Annotated in this window: 15 protein-coding genes; 10 read left to right on the top strand and 5 right to left on the bottom strand. The window is 72.6% G+C overall.

The window, feature by feature from the left end:
- Nucleotides 1–6 precede the first annotated feature (6 nt).
- The 4 genes from WFJ01_RS14170 to WFJ01_RS14155 all read left to right on the top strand — a co-directional run bounded on the left by WFJ01_RS14170 (nt 7) and on the right by WFJ01_RS14155 (nt 5,679).
- A complete protein-coding gene (locus WFJ01_RS14170; RefSeq protein WP_336629406.1) occupies nt 7–678 on the top strand; it encodes a GAP family protein in 672 nt (223 codons plus the stop codon).
- Between the two features lie 43 nt (nt 679–721).
- A complete protein-coding gene (locus tag WFJ01_RS14165; RefSeq protein WP_336629405.1) occupies nt 722–2,308 on the top strand; it encodes a carboxylesterase/lipase family protein in 1,587 nt (528 codons plus the stop codon).
- A gap of 84 nt (nt 2,309–2,392) precedes the next feature.
- Nucleotides 2,393–4,129 (top strand): amidohydrolase, encoded by a 1,737-nt coding sequence (locus tag WFJ01_RS14160; protein ID WP_336629404.1) that lies wholly within the window; start codon nt 2,393–2,395, stop codon nt 4,127–4,129.
- Between the two features lie 26 nt (nt 4,130–4,155).
- The gene (locus WFJ01_RS14155) at nt 4,156–5,679 is read left to right on the top strand and encodes an MFS transporter (protein ID WP_336629403.1); all 1,524 of its coding nucleotides are present in this window, start codon (nt 4,156–4,158) and stop codon (nt 5,677–5,679) included.
- Between the two features lie 91 nt (nt 5,680–5,770).
- Here WFJ01_RS14155 and WFJ01_RS14150 read toward each other — a convergent pair whose 3' ends face one another.
- Nucleotides 5,771–6,682 carry a LysR family transcriptional regulator gene (locus WFJ01_RS14150; RefSeq protein ID WP_336629402.1) on the bottom strand — a complete coding sequence of 304 codons (912 nt, stop codon included), beginning with the start codon at nt 6,680–6,682 and terminating at the stop codon, nt 5,771–5,773.
- Nucleotides 6,683–6,760: 78 nt separating this feature from the next.
- Here WFJ01_RS14150 and WFJ01_RS14145 point away from each other — a divergent pair, with 78 nt between their 5' ends.
- From WFJ01_RS14145 to WFJ01_RS14135, 3 genes are all read left to right on the top strand, one after another.
- Entirely contained in the window at nt 6,761–8,230 is a 1,470-nt protein-coding gene (locus tag WFJ01_RS14145; protein WP_336629401.1) for an aminotransferase class I/II-fold pyridoxal phosphate-dependent enzyme, read from the top strand.
- Nucleotides 8,231–8,412: 182 nt separating this feature from the next.
- Nucleotides 8,413–9,879 carry an amino acid permease gene (locus tag WFJ01_RS14140; RefSeq protein ID WP_336629400.1) on the top strand — a complete coding sequence of 489 codons (1,467 nt, stop codon included), beginning with the start codon at nt 8,413–8,415 and terminating at the stop codon, nt 9,877–9,879.
- Nucleotides 9,876–10,778, top strand: coding sequence for a universal stress protein (locus WFJ01_RS14135; RefSeq protein ID WP_336629399.1), 903 nt, complete (start codon nt 9,876–9,878; stop codon nt 10,776–10,778). The genes WFJ01_RS14140 and WFJ01_RS14135 overlap by 4 nt, the downstream gene beginning before the upstream one ends.
- Before the next feature lie 18 nt (nt 10,779–10,796).
- On the opposite strand, the gene WFJ01_RS14130 is transcribed toward WFJ01_RS14135, so the two are convergent.
- The 3 genes from WFJ01_RS14130 to WFJ01_RS14120 are packed head-to-tail and all read right to left on the bottom strand — an operon-like array spanning nt 10,797 to nt 13,029.
- Nucleotides 10,797–12,092 carry an RNA polymerase sigma factor gene (locus tag WFJ01_RS14130; protein ID WP_336629398.1) on the bottom strand — a complete coding sequence of 432 codons (1,296 nt, stop codon included), beginning with the start codon at nt 12,090–12,092 and terminating at the stop codon, nt 10,797–10,799.
- Nucleotides 12,089–12,445: a YciI family protein gene (locus tag WFJ01_RS14125; RefSeq protein ID WP_292885637.1), complete on the bottom strand. Its 357-nt coding sequence runs from the start codon at nt 12,443–12,445 to the stop codon at nt 12,089–12,091. The genes WFJ01_RS14130 and WFJ01_RS14125 overlap by 4 nt, the downstream gene beginning before the upstream one ends.
- A 14-nt stretch (nt 12,446–12,459) precedes the next feature.
- Nucleotides 12,460–13,029: a dihydrofolate reductase family protein gene (locus tag WFJ01_RS14120; protein WP_336629397.1), complete on the bottom strand. Its 570-nt coding sequence runs from the start codon at nt 13,027–13,029 to the stop codon at nt 12,460–12,462.
- 345 nt (nt 13,030–13,374) lie between these two features.
- Here WFJ01_RS14120 and WFJ01_RS14115 point away from each other — a divergent pair, with 345 nt between their 5' ends.
- From WFJ01_RS14115 to WFJ01_RS14105, 3 genes are read left to right on the top strand one after another with little or no spacing between them, the layout of a single operon-like run.
- Nucleotides 13,375–13,866: an RNA polymerase sigma factor gene (locus tag WFJ01_RS14115; protein WP_336629396.1), complete on the top strand. Its 492-nt coding sequence runs from the start codon at nt 13,375–13,377 to the stop codon at nt 13,864–13,866.
- Nucleotides 13,863–14,486: a methylated-DNA--[protein]-cysteine S-methyltransferase gene (locus WFJ01_RS14110; protein ID WP_442928052.1), complete on the top strand. Its 624-nt coding sequence runs from the start codon at nt 13,863–13,865 to the stop codon at nt 14,484–14,486. Before WFJ01_RS14115 ends, WFJ01_RS14110 begins: the two co-directional genes overlap by 4 nt.
- A 28-nt stretch (nt 14,487–14,514) precedes the next feature.
- Nucleotides 14,515–15,186 carry an alpha-ketoglutarate-dependent dioxygenase AlkB family protein gene (locus WFJ01_RS14105; RefSeq protein WP_336629395.1) on the top strand — a complete coding sequence of 224 codons (672 nt, stop codon included), beginning with the start codon at nt 14,515–14,517 and terminating at the stop codon, nt 15,184–15,186.
- 65 nt (nt 15,187–15,251) lie between these two features.
- Here the strand turns inward: WFJ01_RS14105 and WFJ01_RS14100 are convergent, their stop codons facing one another.
- Nucleotides 15,252–15,902: a hypothetical protein gene (locus tag WFJ01_RS14100; RefSeq protein ID WP_292885601.1), complete on the bottom strand. Its 651-nt coding sequence runs from the start codon at nt 15,900–15,902 to the stop codon at nt 15,252–15,254.
- Nucleotides 15,903–15,973 lie beyond the last annotated feature (71 nt).

Raw genomic sequence — 15,973 nt, 5'->3', positions numbered from 1 at the left:
GCCCCCGTGAACGACCTGCACGAGCTCATCCCGCTGGCGGTCGGGATGTCGCTGTCCCCGCTCCCGATCGTCGCGATCGTGGCGATCGTGCTCGCACCGCGCGGGCGCAGCTCCGCCCCGGCCTTCACGGCCTCGTTCACGCTCGTGTCCCTCGTGCCGATCGCGATCGGGGCGATCGCCTCCGCGCACGTCTCCGCCGCCACCTCGGGCAGCCGGGTCGTCTCACTCGTGGTGTCGATCCTCGTCGCCGCGGGGTTCGCCGTGTTCGCGGCGCTGAGCTGGCGGTCGCGTCCCCGCAACGGCGAGCCCGCGGTGGCGCCCCGCTGGCTCGCCGCGATCGACGCCGTCACGCCGGCGCGGGCCGCGGGGCTCGGTGTGGTCATGGCGGCCGTGAACTCCAAGAACGTGCCCCTGGGGCTTAAGGGCGGCGCCCTCATCGGCGAGGCCCACCTGCCGGTCTGGGGGAGCGCGGCCCTCTGCCTCTTTCTCGCGCTCGTCGCGTCGTCGCTGCTGATCGTCCCCGCCCTCGTCGAGCTCGGCGGCTCACCCCGCGTCCGCTCCGCGCTGCAGGGTCTGAAGGGGCAGCTGATCGCGCACAACGCGGCGATGATGACGGTCGTGTTCGCGCTGCTCGCCGCCGACGAGGTGGCCCAGATCGTGCACCGGCTCACCAGTTGACCTCGTACGTCCCGTCCCCATGACCCCCGAGAGAGAAGGATCCATGTCGCACCAGGAACCCACCCCGTCCGCCGCGTCCGGCGACACCTCTGCCGTCGTGGCTCCCGCGGGGACCTTCCGGGGCGCCGCCGCCGGCGGCGTCCGCTCCTGGCGGGGCATCCGCTACGCGGTGGCGCCCGTCGGAGGGCTGAGATGGCGGGACCCGATCGCCGCGGAGCCGGTGGAGGGGGAGAGCGATGCCACCGTCTACGGTCCCGCGTGCCCGCAGAGCGCGAACCCGTCGGTACCGCTCGGCGACGACGTGGTGCTCGACGAGGACTGCCTCGTGCTGAACGTGTGGGCACCCGAAGGGGCGACGGCGCCGCTTCCCGTCATGGTCTGGCTGCACGGCGGCGCCTACACCTTCGGCTCCTCCAGCCAGCCGCTCTTCGACGCGACGTCGCTCGTGCGCACCGGCGACGTGGTCGTGGTGACCGTGAACTACCGGCTCGGGGCGTTCGGATTCCTCGACCTCGCCGGGCTCCTCCCGCACGGCGGGTTCGACCGCAACCTCGCCCTCAAGGACGTGCTGCTGGCGCTGCGCTGGGTGCAGGACAACGTCGCCTCCTTCGGGGGCGATCCGGATCGGGTGACGGTCTTCGGCGAGTCCGCCGGTGGCGGGCTCGTCACGACGCTGCTCGCCACCCCTTCCGCCGCGGGGCTCTTCCATCGCGCGATCGCGCAGTCGTCTCCCGCCTCGAGCATGTACGGCGTCGACCGTGCGCGCGACGTGGCGGAGCGCTTCGCCGCCGAGCTGGGCATCGATCCCTCGGATCCGTCCGCCGCGGACGCGCTGCGCGCGGTGCCGGCGGAGGACGTCGTGACCGCCGGGATGGCCGTCTACGCCGCCATCCCCGATGTGGCCCCCGGAACCCTGGCCTTCGCCCCGGTCGTCGACGGCGCCCTCCTCCCCGAGGCCCCGGTCACGGTGCTGCACGACGGCCGGGGGCTCCCGGTGCCCCTCATGATCGGGACGAACAAGGACGAGGCCGCCCTCTTCAAGTTCATGAAGTCGCCGCTGATCCCGATCACGGACGACCGGATCCGTCAGATGTTCGCGGACATGGCCGCCGACAACCCCGGCCTCGACATGCCCTCGGCGGCCCAGGTGCAGACCGCCTACGAGGACGTCCGGCAGCGCGCGATGGGACTCGGAATCGCCCGGGACATCGGCTTCCGCATGCCGACGCTGTGGATCGCCGAAGGGCACAGCGCGGTCTCCGACGTCTGGCTGTACCGCTTCGACCACGCCGCGCCCTTCCTGCGGCTGATCGGTCTCGGCGCCACCCACGCCACCGAGCTCCCCTACCTGTGGGGCAACCTGAGCGGCGGACCGAAGGATCCGACGTTCCGCCTCGGCGGGCGCCGCGTCGCCGAGGCGATCTCCGCGCGCATGCAGCAGCGGTGGACCGCGTTCGCGCACGGCCGCAATCCGGACGCGGCCGACGCGCCGGCGTGGCCCGCGTACTCCGTCGACGGCGCGGGCGGCGCCAGGGCGACTCTCGTGATCGAACGGCAGGACGCGATCGTCGACGACCTCGACGGTGCGCTGCGCCCCGCCTGGGGCGACCAGGTCCTCGACTTCCGCTGATCGGCCGGCCGGCGCATCCGCCCGGCGACATCTCCCGCATCTCCTCCCGTTCTCTCCGGCACCCTCCCCACTCCTAGGAGCCTCATGTCCGACGACTGCCTCGCCGCCCTCCCCGCGAGCCGCGCCCACCTGTCCTCCGCGATCTCCGCCGCCGGCCACGGGATCGCGCCCGCGCACTACGCCGCCGACTCCGCCGCCGGATCCGCGGCCGACCTGCTCGTCGTCGGCCGCATCTTGACGGGCGATCCGCTGGCGCCGGCGGCCGAGGCGATGGCCGTGTCCGGCGGGCGCATCATCGCGCTCGGATCCGCCGCCGACCTCGACGGGCTGACCGGCCCCGCCACGACCGTCCTGTCGCCCGACGGCGTGGTCATCCCCGGCCTCATCGAGCCGCACGCCCACATCTGGGTGTCGCTCATGACGCTGGACTGGACCGACGTCTCCCACGTCGCCTGCCCCGGGTTCGACGACGTGATCGCCGCCCTGAAGGTCGCGGCCGCCACGACGGCACCCGGCCAGTACGTGCTCGCCAAGCTATTCGACCCCAGCCTCTATCCGGGCGAGCCCGCGCTCACCCGGGACATGCTCGACCGCGTCGCGGCCGATCGTCCCGTCGTCGTGCTCAACGCGTCGATGCACTTCGCCTACGCCAACAGCGCCGCGCTCGCCGCGGCGGACATCTCCGACGACACCCCGGCGCCCGCCGGCGGCACGCTCGAGAAGATCGACGGGCGCCTGACCGGGATCGTCGGCGAGGCGCCGGCCGTGACGATGCTGCTGGCGGGCCTGCCGCGCCCCGACGCCGCCGATGTCGCGCGCGGCGTCCGCCGGCTCCTCACGGAGTTCGCGAGCCAGGGCGTCACCTCGGTCCGGGAGGCGATGACGGGCACCCTCGCCGGAGTCAGCGAGATCGCGCTGCTGCACCAGCTCAACGGCGCGCGGCGGCTGCCCGCCCGGGTCTCCACCGCGCAGTTCTCGGCGCTCGCCGGATACACGACGCCCGCCGAGGTCGCCGCCGCCTGGAAGGCCGCGGGCGTGACGCCGTTCAGCGGGGACGAGATGGTCCGCGCCGACGCGTGGAAGCTCGTCGCCGACGGATCCAACCAGGGCCGCTCCGGCTACTTCCTGCAGCCGTACCTCGGCGAGACCGCGGGAGGTCACGCGAACTGGACTCCCGAGGGGCTGCGCCAGGCGATGCGCGCGGGGCTCGACGACGGGTGGCAGCTGATGATCCACACCAACGGCGACGCCGCGGTCGAGCTCGCGCTGGAGGCCGCGGAGGAGCTCCTGCCCGGCACCGATCCGCACCTGCGGCACCGCTTCGAGCACGCCTCCGTGACGACCGACGATCAGCTCGCGCGGATGGCCTCCGCGGGGATCTCGCCGAGCTTCCTGATGGACCACGTCTACTACTGGGGTGCCGCGTTCCGCGACACGATCCTCGGCGCCGACCGCGCCGCACGCCTGGACCGCGTGGCCTCCGCCTACCGGGCGGGGCTGCGTCCGAGCCTGCACTCCGACTACAACGTGACGAAGGTGCACCCGCTGCACAGCGCGCAGACGGCGGTGCTGCGCCGCCTCGAGGCGGACGGGTCGGTGCTCGGACCCGACGAGTGCGCCACGCCCGAGCAGGCGCTCGCGGCGATCACCACCCACGCCGCCTGGCAGATCCACGCCGACGACCGCGGAGTCCTGCGCCCCGGCATGCGGGCCGATTTCGCCGTCGTCGACGCGGACCCGTGGACGACCGATCCGGCCGGCTGGGACGCGATCGACGTGCACGCCACCTACATCGACGGCGCCGTCGCCTTCTCCTCCTGACCCCTCGCGCAGAGAGCCCCCACGACATGAACGACACCGCCACCGCCGACGTCGCCCGCACGGCGTCGCGCCTCGCCGTCCCCCTCCTGGGCGTCCTGGCCGCCGTCCAGGGTGCCGCACCCAACATCGCCGCCACCGCGCTCGTCGGCGCCAGCCGCGGCCTCGACATGGTCGGCGGCCAGCAGGCGCTCGGCGCGTCGATGCAGACCCTCGCGATCGCGGCCTCCGTCATCACGACGGGGCTGCTCGCCGACCGGATCGGGCGCCGCAGGATGCTCGTCGCGGCGCTGCTGGCGAGCACCGCAGGTCAGGTCCTCGTCGCCGTCGCCCCGACGGCGCTCGTCTACATCGTCGGGCAGGCGGTCTCCGGCATCGGGCTCGGAGCCGTCTACGCCGCCGCCTTCGCGTACATCCAGGTGCTCGCGGCCCCCGGCCGGCTCCCCGCGGCCGTCGCCGCCTTCGCCGCCGTCGCCGGGGCCGCCGGCGTCGTGTTCACCTTCTCCGGCGGACTCCTCGCCGGCGCGGACTGGCGCCTCGCCTTCCTGCTCGTCCCTCTGCTCTCGGCTCTCGCCGTCCCGGCGGTCCTGATGCTGCTCCCCGCGGTCGCGCCGAGCGTCACGGAGCGGCGCGACGTGTGGGGGCAGCTCCTGCTCATGGCAGGGATGGTGGTCTTCCTGTACGGCGTCTCACAGCTGGCCTCGTCGCTGACGAACCCGGTCACCTGGGCCGTGATGGCCGCCGGGATCCTGCTGCTGGCCGCCTTCGCGTGGTCGCAGACGCGCGTGCGCCACCCGTTCTTCCCGGTGTTCCTCTTCCGGCGCCCGCTCTTCCTCGGTGCTCTGTGCGCGGGGTTCGTCTTCAACTTCGGCGTCGCCGCGGCCTTCCTCCAGCTCACGAACCTCTGGCAGTACGTGCTCGGGCTCACCCCCGCCGCGGTCGCGGTCTGGCAGCTGCCGGTGTCGGTCACCTCGATCGTCGGAGCGGTGATCCTCGGGCGCCTGATGACCCGCGGGATGACCCCGCAAGCCTCTCTGATGCTGGGCGGGCTGCTCGCCGCGGCCGGCTTCGTCGCCGCCGCCCTCGCGCGGAACGCCGACACCCCGCTCGCCTTCGTACCCGCGGGCGTGCTCGTCGCGTTCGGCGTCACCGCGGCGTCGCTCCCGTACGGCACGCTGATCCTCAGCGAGGCCCCGGCGGAGTTCTACGGCCCCGTCACGAGCGCGCGCACCACGTTCGGGCAGCTCTTCTACTCGCTCGGCACCGCGCTGTCGACGGTCGCGGTCACGCAGCTCACGATCTCCGGGATCACCGCGCGCCTGCACGCTGCCGGGATGTCGGCCTCCGATGTCGAGTCGGCGCTGGGCAGCGTCGGGGCCTATGCGAAGGACGGCACGCGCCCCGCGCCGCAGGTGTTCGAGGCCGCGACAGCCGCCTACCGCGACGGGTTCGGGGTGCTGATGACCGCGATCGCCGTGCTCGCCGCGATCGTGGCGCTCATCGGCGCACGACTGATCGCGCGGGGCGGACGCTCCGGGACCGCCGCCGGATGACCTCGCGACACGGTCCCCGATCCAGGATCCCGTTCCCCTCCCCTCACCGGCTTTCCCTCTCGGCGCACGCGGATCCCGTCAGCGGATCCCCTCAGCGGATCTCCTCGGGCTCCCCGGGCGGCGCTGCGCGCAGCGAACGCTCCAGTGCCGTGCGTGCGGCGGCGCTCACGGTCGGTGACGTGACGAGGAAGATCCGCCGCTCGAACACCGCGTCCTCGACGTCGACCGTGGCGACCGCATCCAGGTGCGCGGGCAGGGCCAGTTCGGGCACCAGCGCGGCGCCGAACCCCGCCGCGACATAGGCGGCGACCACGGCGTAGTCGTCGCTGCGCATCGCGATCCGCGGAGTGAACCCCGCCTTCTCCGCCGCGCGGGCGAGTGCCGCGTCGACGGGGTCGGCCTCGGTCGCGCCGGCGATCCACTCCTCCTCGCTCAGGTCGGCGAGCGGGGCGCCGGTGCGCCCCGCGAGGGGATGCTCCGGCGGCACGATGATCGAGAGCCGCTCCCGGCGCACCGGCGTCATCCGGAAGCCGGGCGGCAGCACCGTCGGCCGGCCCGGGGAGTCGTAGACGATCGCGGCGTCCAGGCGGAGGCCGACGATCGCCGCCATCAGCGGATCGAGCTCCGCTTCGCTCACGTCCGGGTCGAATCCCGCGTCCTGCAGCGCCCGCACCACCCGGGGGAGCAGTCGCGCTCCGGCGGACGGGAACACCCCGATCGCGATGCGCCGCCGGCCCGCGGCGATGTGCGCCCGCACCTCGTCGACGGCGCGCTGCGCCCGATCCAGGAGCGCCACGGCGTGCGGCAGCAGCGACTCGCCCACCTCGGAGAGCTTCGTGCCGCCGGATCCGCTCTCCACGACCGGTGCACCGAGTTCGCGCTCCAGGCCCTTGAGGTGATGCGCGACCGTGGGCTGGCTCCAGTGCAGCACCTCGGCGGCACGGAGGATCGAGCCCTGCGCGGACACCGCCTGCAGAGCCCGCAGCTGTCTCAGATCCAGCATGGATGCTCCATAGAGAGTATTGAGGATTGCAGATTTCTCGCTATTCCTCATCGTATCCCTCGCCTCGAAGATCGAAGAGTGAACGCAACGACCCCCTACGCCGACGCCATCCGCACACTCGCCGACCGCGACCTGCAGCGGCTCAACGTGCCCGGACATGCGGCGGATCCCGCGGCCGCTCCGCTGCTCGCCGGCTTCTTCGGCGAGGACGTGCTGCGCTATGACGTGGAGCCCCTCCTCGACGGCATCGACAAGGGGACCCCGAATCCGCTCGAGGAGGCCCGCGCGCAGGCGGCGCGCGCCTGGGGTGCCCGGCGCACCTGGTTCCTCACCAACGGCGCTTCGGAGGCGAACCGGATGACCGCGCTCGCGCTCTCCGCGTTCCGCACGCCCGACGAGATCGTGGTCGCGCAGCGCAGCGCGCACTCGAGCTTCTTCGACGGCATCATCCTCGGCGGGCTCGACCCGCGGTTCGTGCAGCCGACGATCGACGAGCACCACGGCATCAACCACGGGGTGACCCCCTCCGCGATGCGCGAGGCGCTGCACGGCGCGGAGGCGAAGGCGGCGTACATCATCAGCCCGAGCTACTTCGGCGCGGTCGCGGATGTCGAGGGCATCGCCGAGGTCTGCCACGAAGCCGGCGTGCCGCTGATCGTCGACGCGGCCTGGGCCGCCCATTTCGGCTTCCACCCCGACCTGCCCGCCAACCCGATCGCCCTGGGCGCGGACGTGATGGTGTCGTCGACCCACAAGATGGGCGGAAGCCTCACCCAGTCGGCCATGCTGCACCTCGCCGACGGGCCGTACGCCGACGAGCTCGAACCGCTCATCGACCGCGCGTTCATGTTCACCCAGTCCACGAGCGCCAGCTCGCTGCTGCTCGCCTCGCTCGACCTCGCCAGGGCGACGCTCGAGGACGGCCACGACCGCATCGCGGCATCCCTCGCCGCCGCCGCGGAGCTCCGCGACGCGGTGCGCGCGACCGGACGGTTCCCGATCGTGAGCGACGGTTTCGGAGCCTTCCCCGACATCGTCGACCACGACCCGCTGCGCGTGTCGATCGACGTGGGCGCGGCCGGGCTGCACGGCCACACGGTGCGCGAGGAGCTCCTGCGGAACGCCGGGATCATGACCGAGATCTCCACCGGCTCCTGCATCGTCGCCTTCATCGGCCCCGGCACGACCCCCGACGCGGCGCGGTTCGTCGCGGCGCTCGAGGCGCTGCAGCCGATCGGCGCGCTCGCCGCGCGCGGCGACGCCGGCTCCGTCGCGCTGCCCACGCCCGGCGCCGCCGTGATGCGCCCGCGCGACGCCGCCTTCGCCCACACCGAGATCGTCCCGGCCGCCGAGGCCGTCGGCCGCGTCTCGGCGGATTCGCTGGCCGCCTACCCGCCCGGAATCCCGAACGTGCTGCCCGGGGAGGTGCTGACCGCAGAGACGATCGCGTTCCTGCGGGGCATCGCCGCCACGCCCGGCGGCTACGTCCGCGGCGCGGCGGACGCGTTCGTCGACGGCGTGCGCGTGGTCGTGCAGGACCAGGGCTAGACCCGCCGATCGGGCACCCGTCCGCGACCCTCCGCAGGGTCGATGCGGAGCCCTGGCGTTCGCCGGGTCTACCGTGGGTGCACCCCCCGATCGGCACGAGGAGGCCCAGGGTCACCGGATCCTGAGCCGAGCGAGCGGGCGGCGAGCGACGGTGCCGCCGCCCCGAGAGGACAAGAGGTGTCATGACGTCGATCGCCCAGCAGCTGCTCCGGCGCAAGCCGATCCCCCGAGAATCCGCGGACTCCCCGCTCAGACGCACGATCGGTCTCTTCCCGCTCATGGCGATCGGCATCAGCGCCACGATCGGCACGGGAATCTTCTTCATCATGTCGCAGGCGGTGCCGCTGGCCGGACCCGCGGTCGTGTGGTCGTTCGCCATCGCCGGCATCGTCGCCGGCCTCACCGCGCTCTGCTACGCGGAGCTCGCCGGGGCGGTGCCGGTGTCCGGATCCACCTACTCCTATGCTTTCGCGACGCTGGGCGAGGGCACCGCGATGATCGTCGGCGCCTGCCTGCTGCTCGAGTACGCGGTCTCCGCCGCTGCGGTGGCGGTGGGCTGGTCGCAGTACGTCAACGAGCTCATCGGCAACCTGTTCGGCTGGCACCTGCCCGCCGCGCTCAGCAACGCGCCCGAAGAGGGCGGCGTCGTGAACCTGCCCGCCGTGATCCTGATCGCGCTCTGCGCCGTCCTGCTGGTGCGCGGCACGAAGGAGTCCGTCATCACCAACGCGATCATGGTGTGCATCAAGATCGGCGTGCTGCTCTTCTTCATCGCCGTGGGGGTGACCGGGTGGAACTCCGATCACTTCGCGGACTTCGCCCCCTACGGGATCAGCGGCATCGCGGCCGGCGCCGGCGTGATCTTCTTCTCCTTCGTCGGGCTCGACGCCGTCTCGACCGCGGGCGAGGAAGCGAAGAACCCCAAGCGCAACCTTCCGCTCGCGATCATCGGAGCGCTGCTCGTCGTCATCGCGCTGTACATCGGCGTCGCGCTGGTCGGCATCGGCGCCCAGGATCCGAAAAGGTTCGAGAACCAGGAGGCGGGCCTCGCCGAGATCCTCACCCACGTCATCGGAAGTTCCTGGCCCGGCACGGTGCTCGCCGCGGGGGCCGTGATCTCGATCTTCAGCGTCACCCTGGTCACCCTCTACGGCCAGACCAGGATCCTGTTCGCGATGGCCCGGGACGGCATGGTCCCGAAGGTGTTCGCGAAGGTGAACGAGCGCACCCGCACCCCCATCCAGAACACCGTCATCGTCTCGGCCGTGGTCGCCGTGCTCGCCGGAGTGATCCCGATCAACTTCCTCGCCGAGATGACGAGCATCGGCACCCTCGCCGCGTTCCTGGTGGTGTCGGTCGGCCTGATCATCCTCCGCGTGCGCGAGCCCCACCTGGAGCGCGGCTTCAAGGTCCCGCTGTACCCGATCACGCCGATCCTCTCGATCCTCGGCTGCATCTGGATCATCACGCAGCTGCGGCCCATCACGATCGCGGTGTTCGCGATCTGGGTCGTCGTGTTCCTGGTGTTCTACTTCTTCTACGGGCGACGGCGCTCGGTCCTGGAGCCCGGGAACGACCTGGGTGATCCGGACGTGCCGCTCACCGCGGTGGTGCGCCAGCCCGGCATCCGGGATCGGAGTGGATCATGACCCTCCTCGTCGGCGTCGACACGGGCCGCCGCTCGACCGCCGTGCTCGCGCTCGCCGCGCAGCTGGCGAACTCCCTGGACACCGATCTCGTCGTCGCGGCGGTCGTCGCGTCGCCGTGGCCGCCGTCGCGGGCGAGCGTCGACCACGAGTGGCGCGCGCATGACCGCGCCGCTGCGGAGCAGGTGCTCGACCATGCCGCGAGCGTGCTCGGGGGCGAGGTCTCGGCGCGCTTCGTGGTGCACGAGGCGGCGTCGTCCCGGCGCGGTCTGCTCGAGCTGGCGGGCGAGGAGTCCCCCGACGCGATCGTGCTCGGCTCCTCGTCGCGCGGCGAGCACGGGCGGATCTCGCTCGGCGCCGTGTCCGAGGCGCTGCTGCACGCCTCGCCGGTGCCGGTCGCCGTCGCCCCCGTCGGCTATCGCGCCGCGCTCGACTCCCGGATCGTCCGCCTGACCGCGGGTTACGGAGGAACGGAGGCCGCGGAGGATCTGGTCCTCGGGGCGGCGTCGATCGCCGCGCGGGCCGGCGGAAGCCTGCGGATCGTGTCGTTCGCGGTGCGACCGGAGGCCGAGACCGGCATCCTCGCGGGCGCCGGGGGACGGGCTGAGGATCCGGTGCTCGTCGAGTGGGTGGAGCTCATCCGGTCCCACGCCTCGGCGATCATCGACGAGATCGAGGAGCTGGATCCGCGTCCGCGGGTCGAGGAGGCGGTGATCGGAATCGGCGAGTCGTGGGCGGCGGCGATCGACGACATCGGCTGGACCGACGGCGATCTGCTCGTGGTGGGGTCGAGCGGCCTGAACCCGCTCGCCCGGGTCTTCCTCGGATCCCACGGTGCGAAGATCGTGCGCAACGCCGGCGTTCCGGTGCTCGTGGTGCCGCGCTCCGCGGCCTGGCCCTGAGATCGTCGGGCCTGCCGCTCAACGGGCCCCGGGTCTCGCGGCACGGTCGAGCAGGAGCGCCTGCTCGACCGTGTTCGCGGTGAGCCCGGCGGCCCGTTCGAGCTCCCGGCCCGCCTCCGCCGTCCGCCCGAGCCGCAGCAGCAGGTCGCCGCGCACGGCGTGCAGCAGGTGGTAGTCGTCGATCGCCCCGCCTGCGACGACCGCATCGACGAGCTCGAGTCCCGCCGCGGGGCCGTGCAGCTCGGCCACGGCGACCGCACGATTGAGCTCGACGATCGGCGAGGGGAACCGCGCGGCGAGCACGGCGTAGAGGCCCGCGATCCGTCGCCAGTCGGTTTGCGGCTGCGTCGGCGCCATCGCGTGCGCGGCGGCGATCGCCGCCTGCAGCGCATACCGGCCGGGCGGCCGCCCGCGATCGCGGGCGAGCGTGTGGGCGCGGGCGAGGGCGGCATAGCCGCGCCGGATCAGCAGGCGGTCCCACCGGGTGCGGTCCTGGTCGCGCAGCAGCACGGGGCAACCGGCAGCGTCGTACCGGGCGCGCAGCCGGGACGCCTGCAGCTCGAGCAGCGCCGCGAGGCCCGCGACCTCCGGTTCGGCGGGGAGCAGCCCGCTGAGGACGCGCGCGAGCCGCAGCGCCTCGGTGCAGAGATCGATCCGCATCCAGTCGTCCCCGGCCGTCGCCGCGTACCCCTCGTTGAACACGAGATAGACGACCTCGAGCACGGCATCGAGACGCTCGGCGAGCTCCGCACCGCTCGGCACCTCGTAGGGGATGTGCTCGTCCCGGATGGTCTTCTTCGCGCGCGAGATGCGGCGCACGATCGTCGGGGTGGCGGTCACGTACGCCCGGGCGATCTCGTCGGTCGTCAGCCCGCCGACCATGCGCAGCGTGAGCGCGACCTGCGAGGTGCGGGGGAGCGCCGGATGGCAGGCCGTGAACAGCATCCGCAGCAGGTCGTCGGAGATCTCCTCGTCGACGGCCGCGGCGGGATCGGACGAGCCCGTGTCGAGGGAGGAGAGGATCTCGCCCTCCAGCAGCGGCAGCTTGCGCGCGAGCGTCGAATCCCGGCGGATCCGGTCGATCGCCCGCCGCTTCGCCGTGACGGTGAGCCACGCGCCGGGATTGGCCGGCACGCCGTCGCGGGGCCACTGCTCCAGCGCCGCGACGTGCGCGTCCTGCGCCAGATCCTCGGCCAGGGTCATGTCGCCCACGAGGCGCGTCAGCACGGCCACGAGCTGCGGCCACTCGATCCGCCACGCCGCGTCGACCGCGCGCGGGACCGCGCGGTCGACGGGCGGGTCGGACGCCGTCATTCGCCGTCGAGCTCGCGCAGCTCGAGGGCCATCGTCCACTCGGGGCCGTGGATGCGCAGGAACCGCGTGCCCCATTCGACGGCCTCGTCGCGGGTCCGCGTCTGCAGCAGGCAGTAGCCGCCCACCATCTCCTTCGACTCGGTGAACGGCCCGTCGACGACGGTCACGGCCCCTCCGGCGAGCCGGAGCACGGCCCCTTCCTCGGGGGGACGGAGACCGGCCGTGTCCAGGAGCACGCCCGCCTTGGTCATCTCCTCGAGCAGGTGGCCCATCTCCTCCTCGAGCCGGGCGTCGGGCGCCCAGTCGGCGGGCAGTTCGTCGATGTCGGGACGGATCAGCAGCAGGTATCGCATGGTCCGATCCTCTCTCAGGCCACGCCGTAGCGCAGGTAGGTCGCACCGGCCGCGAACGAGCGGGACTCCTCGAGTCTCAGGTCGAGCTCGGTGCCCGCGGGGAACAGCGGCGTGCCGCCGCCGATCACGACCGGGTGCACGACGACGCGGAACTCGTCGATCAGGCCCAGCTCGAGGAAGGAGTGCACGAGCTTCGGGCTCGCGTAGATCGCGATCGTCCCCCCGGACTGCTCCTTCAGGGCGCCGAACTCCTCGGCGAGGTTCCCGCGCACGAGCCGGGTGTTGTTCCAGTCGGCCGACTCGAGCGTGGTCGACACCACGATCTTCTCGACCGCGTTGACCCACTCCGCGTGCTCGCGCTCCACCGGCGTGCTCTCCGCGGTCGGCTGGGTGCTCCAGTACCCGTACATCCCGAGATAGGTCTCCCGGCCGTAGACGGGCAGGTCGAAGTCCTCCTGGATGTGCTGCGCGTAGGCGGAGAGCTCCGCGTCGTACGCGCGGTTCGTCCACTCGAACCCCATCCCCTTGCCGCTGGACACGTACCCGTCGAGCGTCATGTGCTCGAATGCCACGATCTTGCGCATCTTCCTGTCCTTCCGTCGCGGGGCCGCCTTCCGGCCCCTTCACCTGTTCCGTCGAACGAGGCCATCGGATCCGGACACACGGGCGGGAATCTCTTCTCGCGGGCGGGCGCGTCGCCTCCGGTGACCGGCGACGGCGCGACCGAACTCAGGCTGGATTTCACAAAGCCCCCGGTTCTGCGGGTGAAATCGGCCGCGGGCACGGATCCGGCCTGAGTTGCGTCGAGTGCGGGGAGCCGCGCCGCGAAGCGGTCGGGCGGATTCCGGATCCGATCTCACGTTCCGGCCGTGGTGTGCGTCTTCAGAGCACAGACGGATACCAAGACGAGAGACTTCAGGGGGAGGGACATGAGACAGCCGTTCGAAGCAGTGGTGCAGCAGCACGGGGTCACCGTGCTGCGCGTCTGCCGGTCCCTGCTCGGGATCCACGACGCCGATGACGCCTGGTCGGAGACGTTCCTCGCCGCGATGCGCGCCTACCCGGGGCTCCCCGAGACCGCGAACGTCGAGGCGTGGCTCGTGACGATCGCCCGCCGCAAGTCGATCGACGTGCACCGGGCGGCCCGGCGAGCCCCGCTGCCCGTTGAGGAGCTGCCCGACGCGCCGAGTGCGCTCGGCATCCCCGGCGCGGGGGACGACGACCTGTGGGCGAGCGTCGCGGCGCTTCCGGGCAGGCAGCGGCAGGCGATCACCTACCGGTACCTCGCCGGGATGTCGTACGCCGAGATCGCGGCGATCCTCGGCGGGACGGTGGAGGCGGCGCGCCGCGCCGCCGCCGACGGCATGAAGACCCTCAGAAGGACCTATCCGGGCGTGAACCAGGAGGGAGCAAGACCATGAACGACCTGACGCACATCCCCGACGCCGACGCGGTCGGCGTCCTGCCGGCGTCCATCGACTCCGGCACGATGGCTGCGCTGCATCGTCGGCTGGAGGCCGCGGCGCAGACGGAAGGCCTCGTCGACGTCGCCTACACGACCGTCGACAGCCCGGTCGGGCCGCTGCTGCTCGCGGCGACCCCGCGGGGGCTCGTCCGCGTCGCCTATGCGATCGAGGACCACGACAGCGTGCTCGAAGACCTCGCGGTGCGGCTCAGCCCGCGCGTGCTCCGGGCGCCGAAGCGGCTCGACGCCGCCGCCCGCGAGCTCGACGAGTACTTCGCCCGCACCCGGGAGCGGTTCGACCTGGAGCTGGACCTGTCGCTCTCGCACGGCTTCCGGCAGCTGGTGCAGCGGCACCTCCCCGAGATCGGGTACGGGCAGACCCGCAGCTACAAGCAGATGGCCGAGCTCGTCGGCAATCCGAAGGCGGTGCGCGCCGTCGGCACCGCCTGCGCCACCAACCCGCTTCCCGTCGTCGTGCCGTGCCACAGGGTGCTGCGCACCGACGGCACGCTGGGCGGGTACATCGGAGGGCTCGAGGCGAAGACCGCCCTGCTCGCGCTGGAGGCCGCGGCATGAGCACGGCGACGGCCGAGGGGTGCGCGGCATGACGCTGTTCACCCCCGACATGGAGGCGCCCCGGGGCCCGGAGCGCCCCGGCCCCGGCGCCGTCCTGCTCCCGGGCTGGCTGACGCTCGATCAGCAGCAGTGGATCGTCGCCCGCTTCCGCGAATGGACGGCCGGACCCGTGCCGATCCGGGCCGCGAAGGTCCGCGGCCACGAGATGTCCGTGCGCACCGTCTGTCTCGGCTGGCACTGGCAGCCGTACCGCTACACGCGGGAGGCGACGGATGTGAACGGCGAGCGCGTGCTGCCGTTCCCCGACTGGATGGTGCGTTTGGGGCGCCGGGCGCTGGCCGATACGGGCCACTCGGATGAACAGGTGGCCGCGTACACCCCCGACACCGCGCTGGCGAACTTCTACGACGACGCCGCGCGCATGGGCATGCACCAGGACAGGGACGAGAAGTCCCTCGCCCCGATCGTGTTGCTGTCGATCGGCGACACCTGCACGTTCCGGTTCGGCAACACCGAGAACCGCGGCAGACCGTATACCGATCTGTCGCTGCGCTCGGGCGACCTCTTCGTCTTCGGTGGCGCATCGCGGCTCGCCTATCACGGCGTCACCCGGGTGCATCCCTCCACCGCGCCCGAGGGATGCGGCCTCGACAGCGGCCGCATCAACATCACCATGCGGATGACGGGACTCTCCGGCTGACCGTGGCCGGGCACGGGTCGGCGGAGCCGGCCGAGGGCGGCCGCCGGGGCTGACCCGCGCCGGCGTCAGTCCAGCGGGCGGCTCACGCCGAGCAGCAGGGCGGGGAGGGTGTGGCGCACGTAGCTCGACTCCGGGAACGACTTCTCGTTGCCGCCGGACAGGATCCACGACTCGAAGGAGCGCTCGTAGGTCAGGATCACGACCCGCACGCCCAGCGCGGGCTGCCACTCGAATCGGCGGCCGATCCGCGCGAGCAGCAGCTCGAAGGCCTCGAGGAGTGCGGGCAGGAACGCGCGCTCCGACTCGATCACGTCCTCGCTGCGTGCTCCGGTCGACGCCGCGAGCTGTCGTTCGCGGAGCCGGATCGTGAGCGAGCTCCAGTCGAGGGGGCGGGCGCGGGCGAGCGCGGCGGAGATCGCGACCTCCGGCGCCTCGTCCGGATGCTCATCCGGATCGAAGGACTCGGCGGCCGAGCGCACGCGCTGGGCGCACTCCTCGAGCAGCTCGTGATCGACGGCGTGCAGGAGATCGCGATCGCCCGGGAACAGCGTCCGGAAGGCGCCGTCGCCCAGGCCGGCTTCACGGCGCAGCTGGGCGGTCAGCGCCGGAAGGGATCCGTCCCAGGTCGGGAGCATGATCCGCGCCAGGGTGATCACGCGGGCGCGGCTCTGCCGGCGCGATGCGTTCACGCGCGACGAGTGCTCTTCGGTTGCCATCTCGGATCCGTCCTCTCCCTGATCGAGGGTAGCGGCGTCCGGTATGCCCGAGGTCCGGCCCCGGGGCGTCG

It is taken from the genome of Microbacterium sp. MMO-35 (assembly GCF_037147555.1).
In the GTDB taxonomy this organism is placed as follows: domain Bacteria; phylum Actinomycetota; class Actinomycetes; order Actinomycetales; family Microbacteriaceae; genus Microbacterium.
This window is presented reverse-complemented; position numbering and strand designations above follow the sequence as displayed.

What these genes read in the sequence shown, in the direction of transcription:
- WFJ01_RS14165 (WP_336629405.1), top strand. Translation starts at nt 722, where the DNA reads ATGTCGCACCAGGAACCCACCCCGTCCGCCGCGTCCGGCGACACCTCT.
- WFJ01_RS14160 (WP_336629404.1), top strand. Translation starts at nt 2,393, where the DNA reads ATGTCCGACGACTGCCTCGCCGCCCTCCCCGCGAGCCGCGCCCACCTG.
- WFJ01_RS14155 (WP_336629403.1), top strand. Translation starts at nt 4,156, where the DNA reads ATGAACGACACCGCCACCGCCGACGTCGCCCGCACGGCGTCGCGCCTC.
- WFJ01_RS14150 (WP_336629402.1), bottom strand. Translation starts at nt 6,682, where the DNA reads ATGCTGGATCTGAGACAGCTGCGGGCTCTGCAGGCGGTGTCCGCGCAG.
- WFJ01_RS14140 (WP_336629400.1), top strand. Translation starts at nt 8,413, where the DNA reads ATGACGTCGATCGCCCAGCAGCTGCTCCGGCGCAAGCCGATCCCCCGA.
- WFJ01_RS14135 (WP_336629399.1), top strand. Translation starts at nt 9,876, where the DNA reads ATGACCCTCCTCGTCGGCGTCGACACGGGCCGCCGCTCGACCGCCGTG.
- WFJ01_RS14130 (WP_336629398.1), bottom strand. Translation starts at nt 12,092, where the DNA reads ATGACGGCGTCCGACCCGCCCGTCGACCGCGCGGTCCCGCGCGCGGTC.
- WFJ01_RS14125 (WP_292885637.1), bottom strand. Translation starts at nt 12,445, where the DNA reads ATGCGATACCTGCTGCTGATCCGTCCCGACATCGACGAACTGCCCGCC.
- WFJ01_RS14120 (WP_336629397.1), bottom strand. Translation starts at nt 13,029, where the DNA reads ATGCGCAAGATCGTGGCATTCGAGCACATGACGCTCGACGGGTACGTG.
- WFJ01_RS14115 (WP_336629396.1), top strand. Translation starts at nt 13,375, where the DNA reads ATGAGACAGCCGTTCGAAGCAGTGGTGCAGCAGCACGGGGTCACCGTG.
- WFJ01_RS14110 (WP_442928052.1), top strand. Translation starts at nt 13,863, where the DNA reads ATGAACGACCTGACGCACATCCCCGACGCCGACGCGGTCGGCGTCCTG.
- WFJ01_RS14105 (WP_336629395.1), top strand. Translation starts at nt 14,515, where the DNA reads ATGACGCTGTTCACCCCCGACATGGAGGCGCCCCGGGGCCCGGAGCGC.
- WFJ01_RS14100 (WP_292885601.1), bottom strand. Translation starts at nt 15,902, where the DNA reads ATGGCAACCGAAGAGCACTCGTCGCGCGTGAACGCATCGCGCCGGCAG.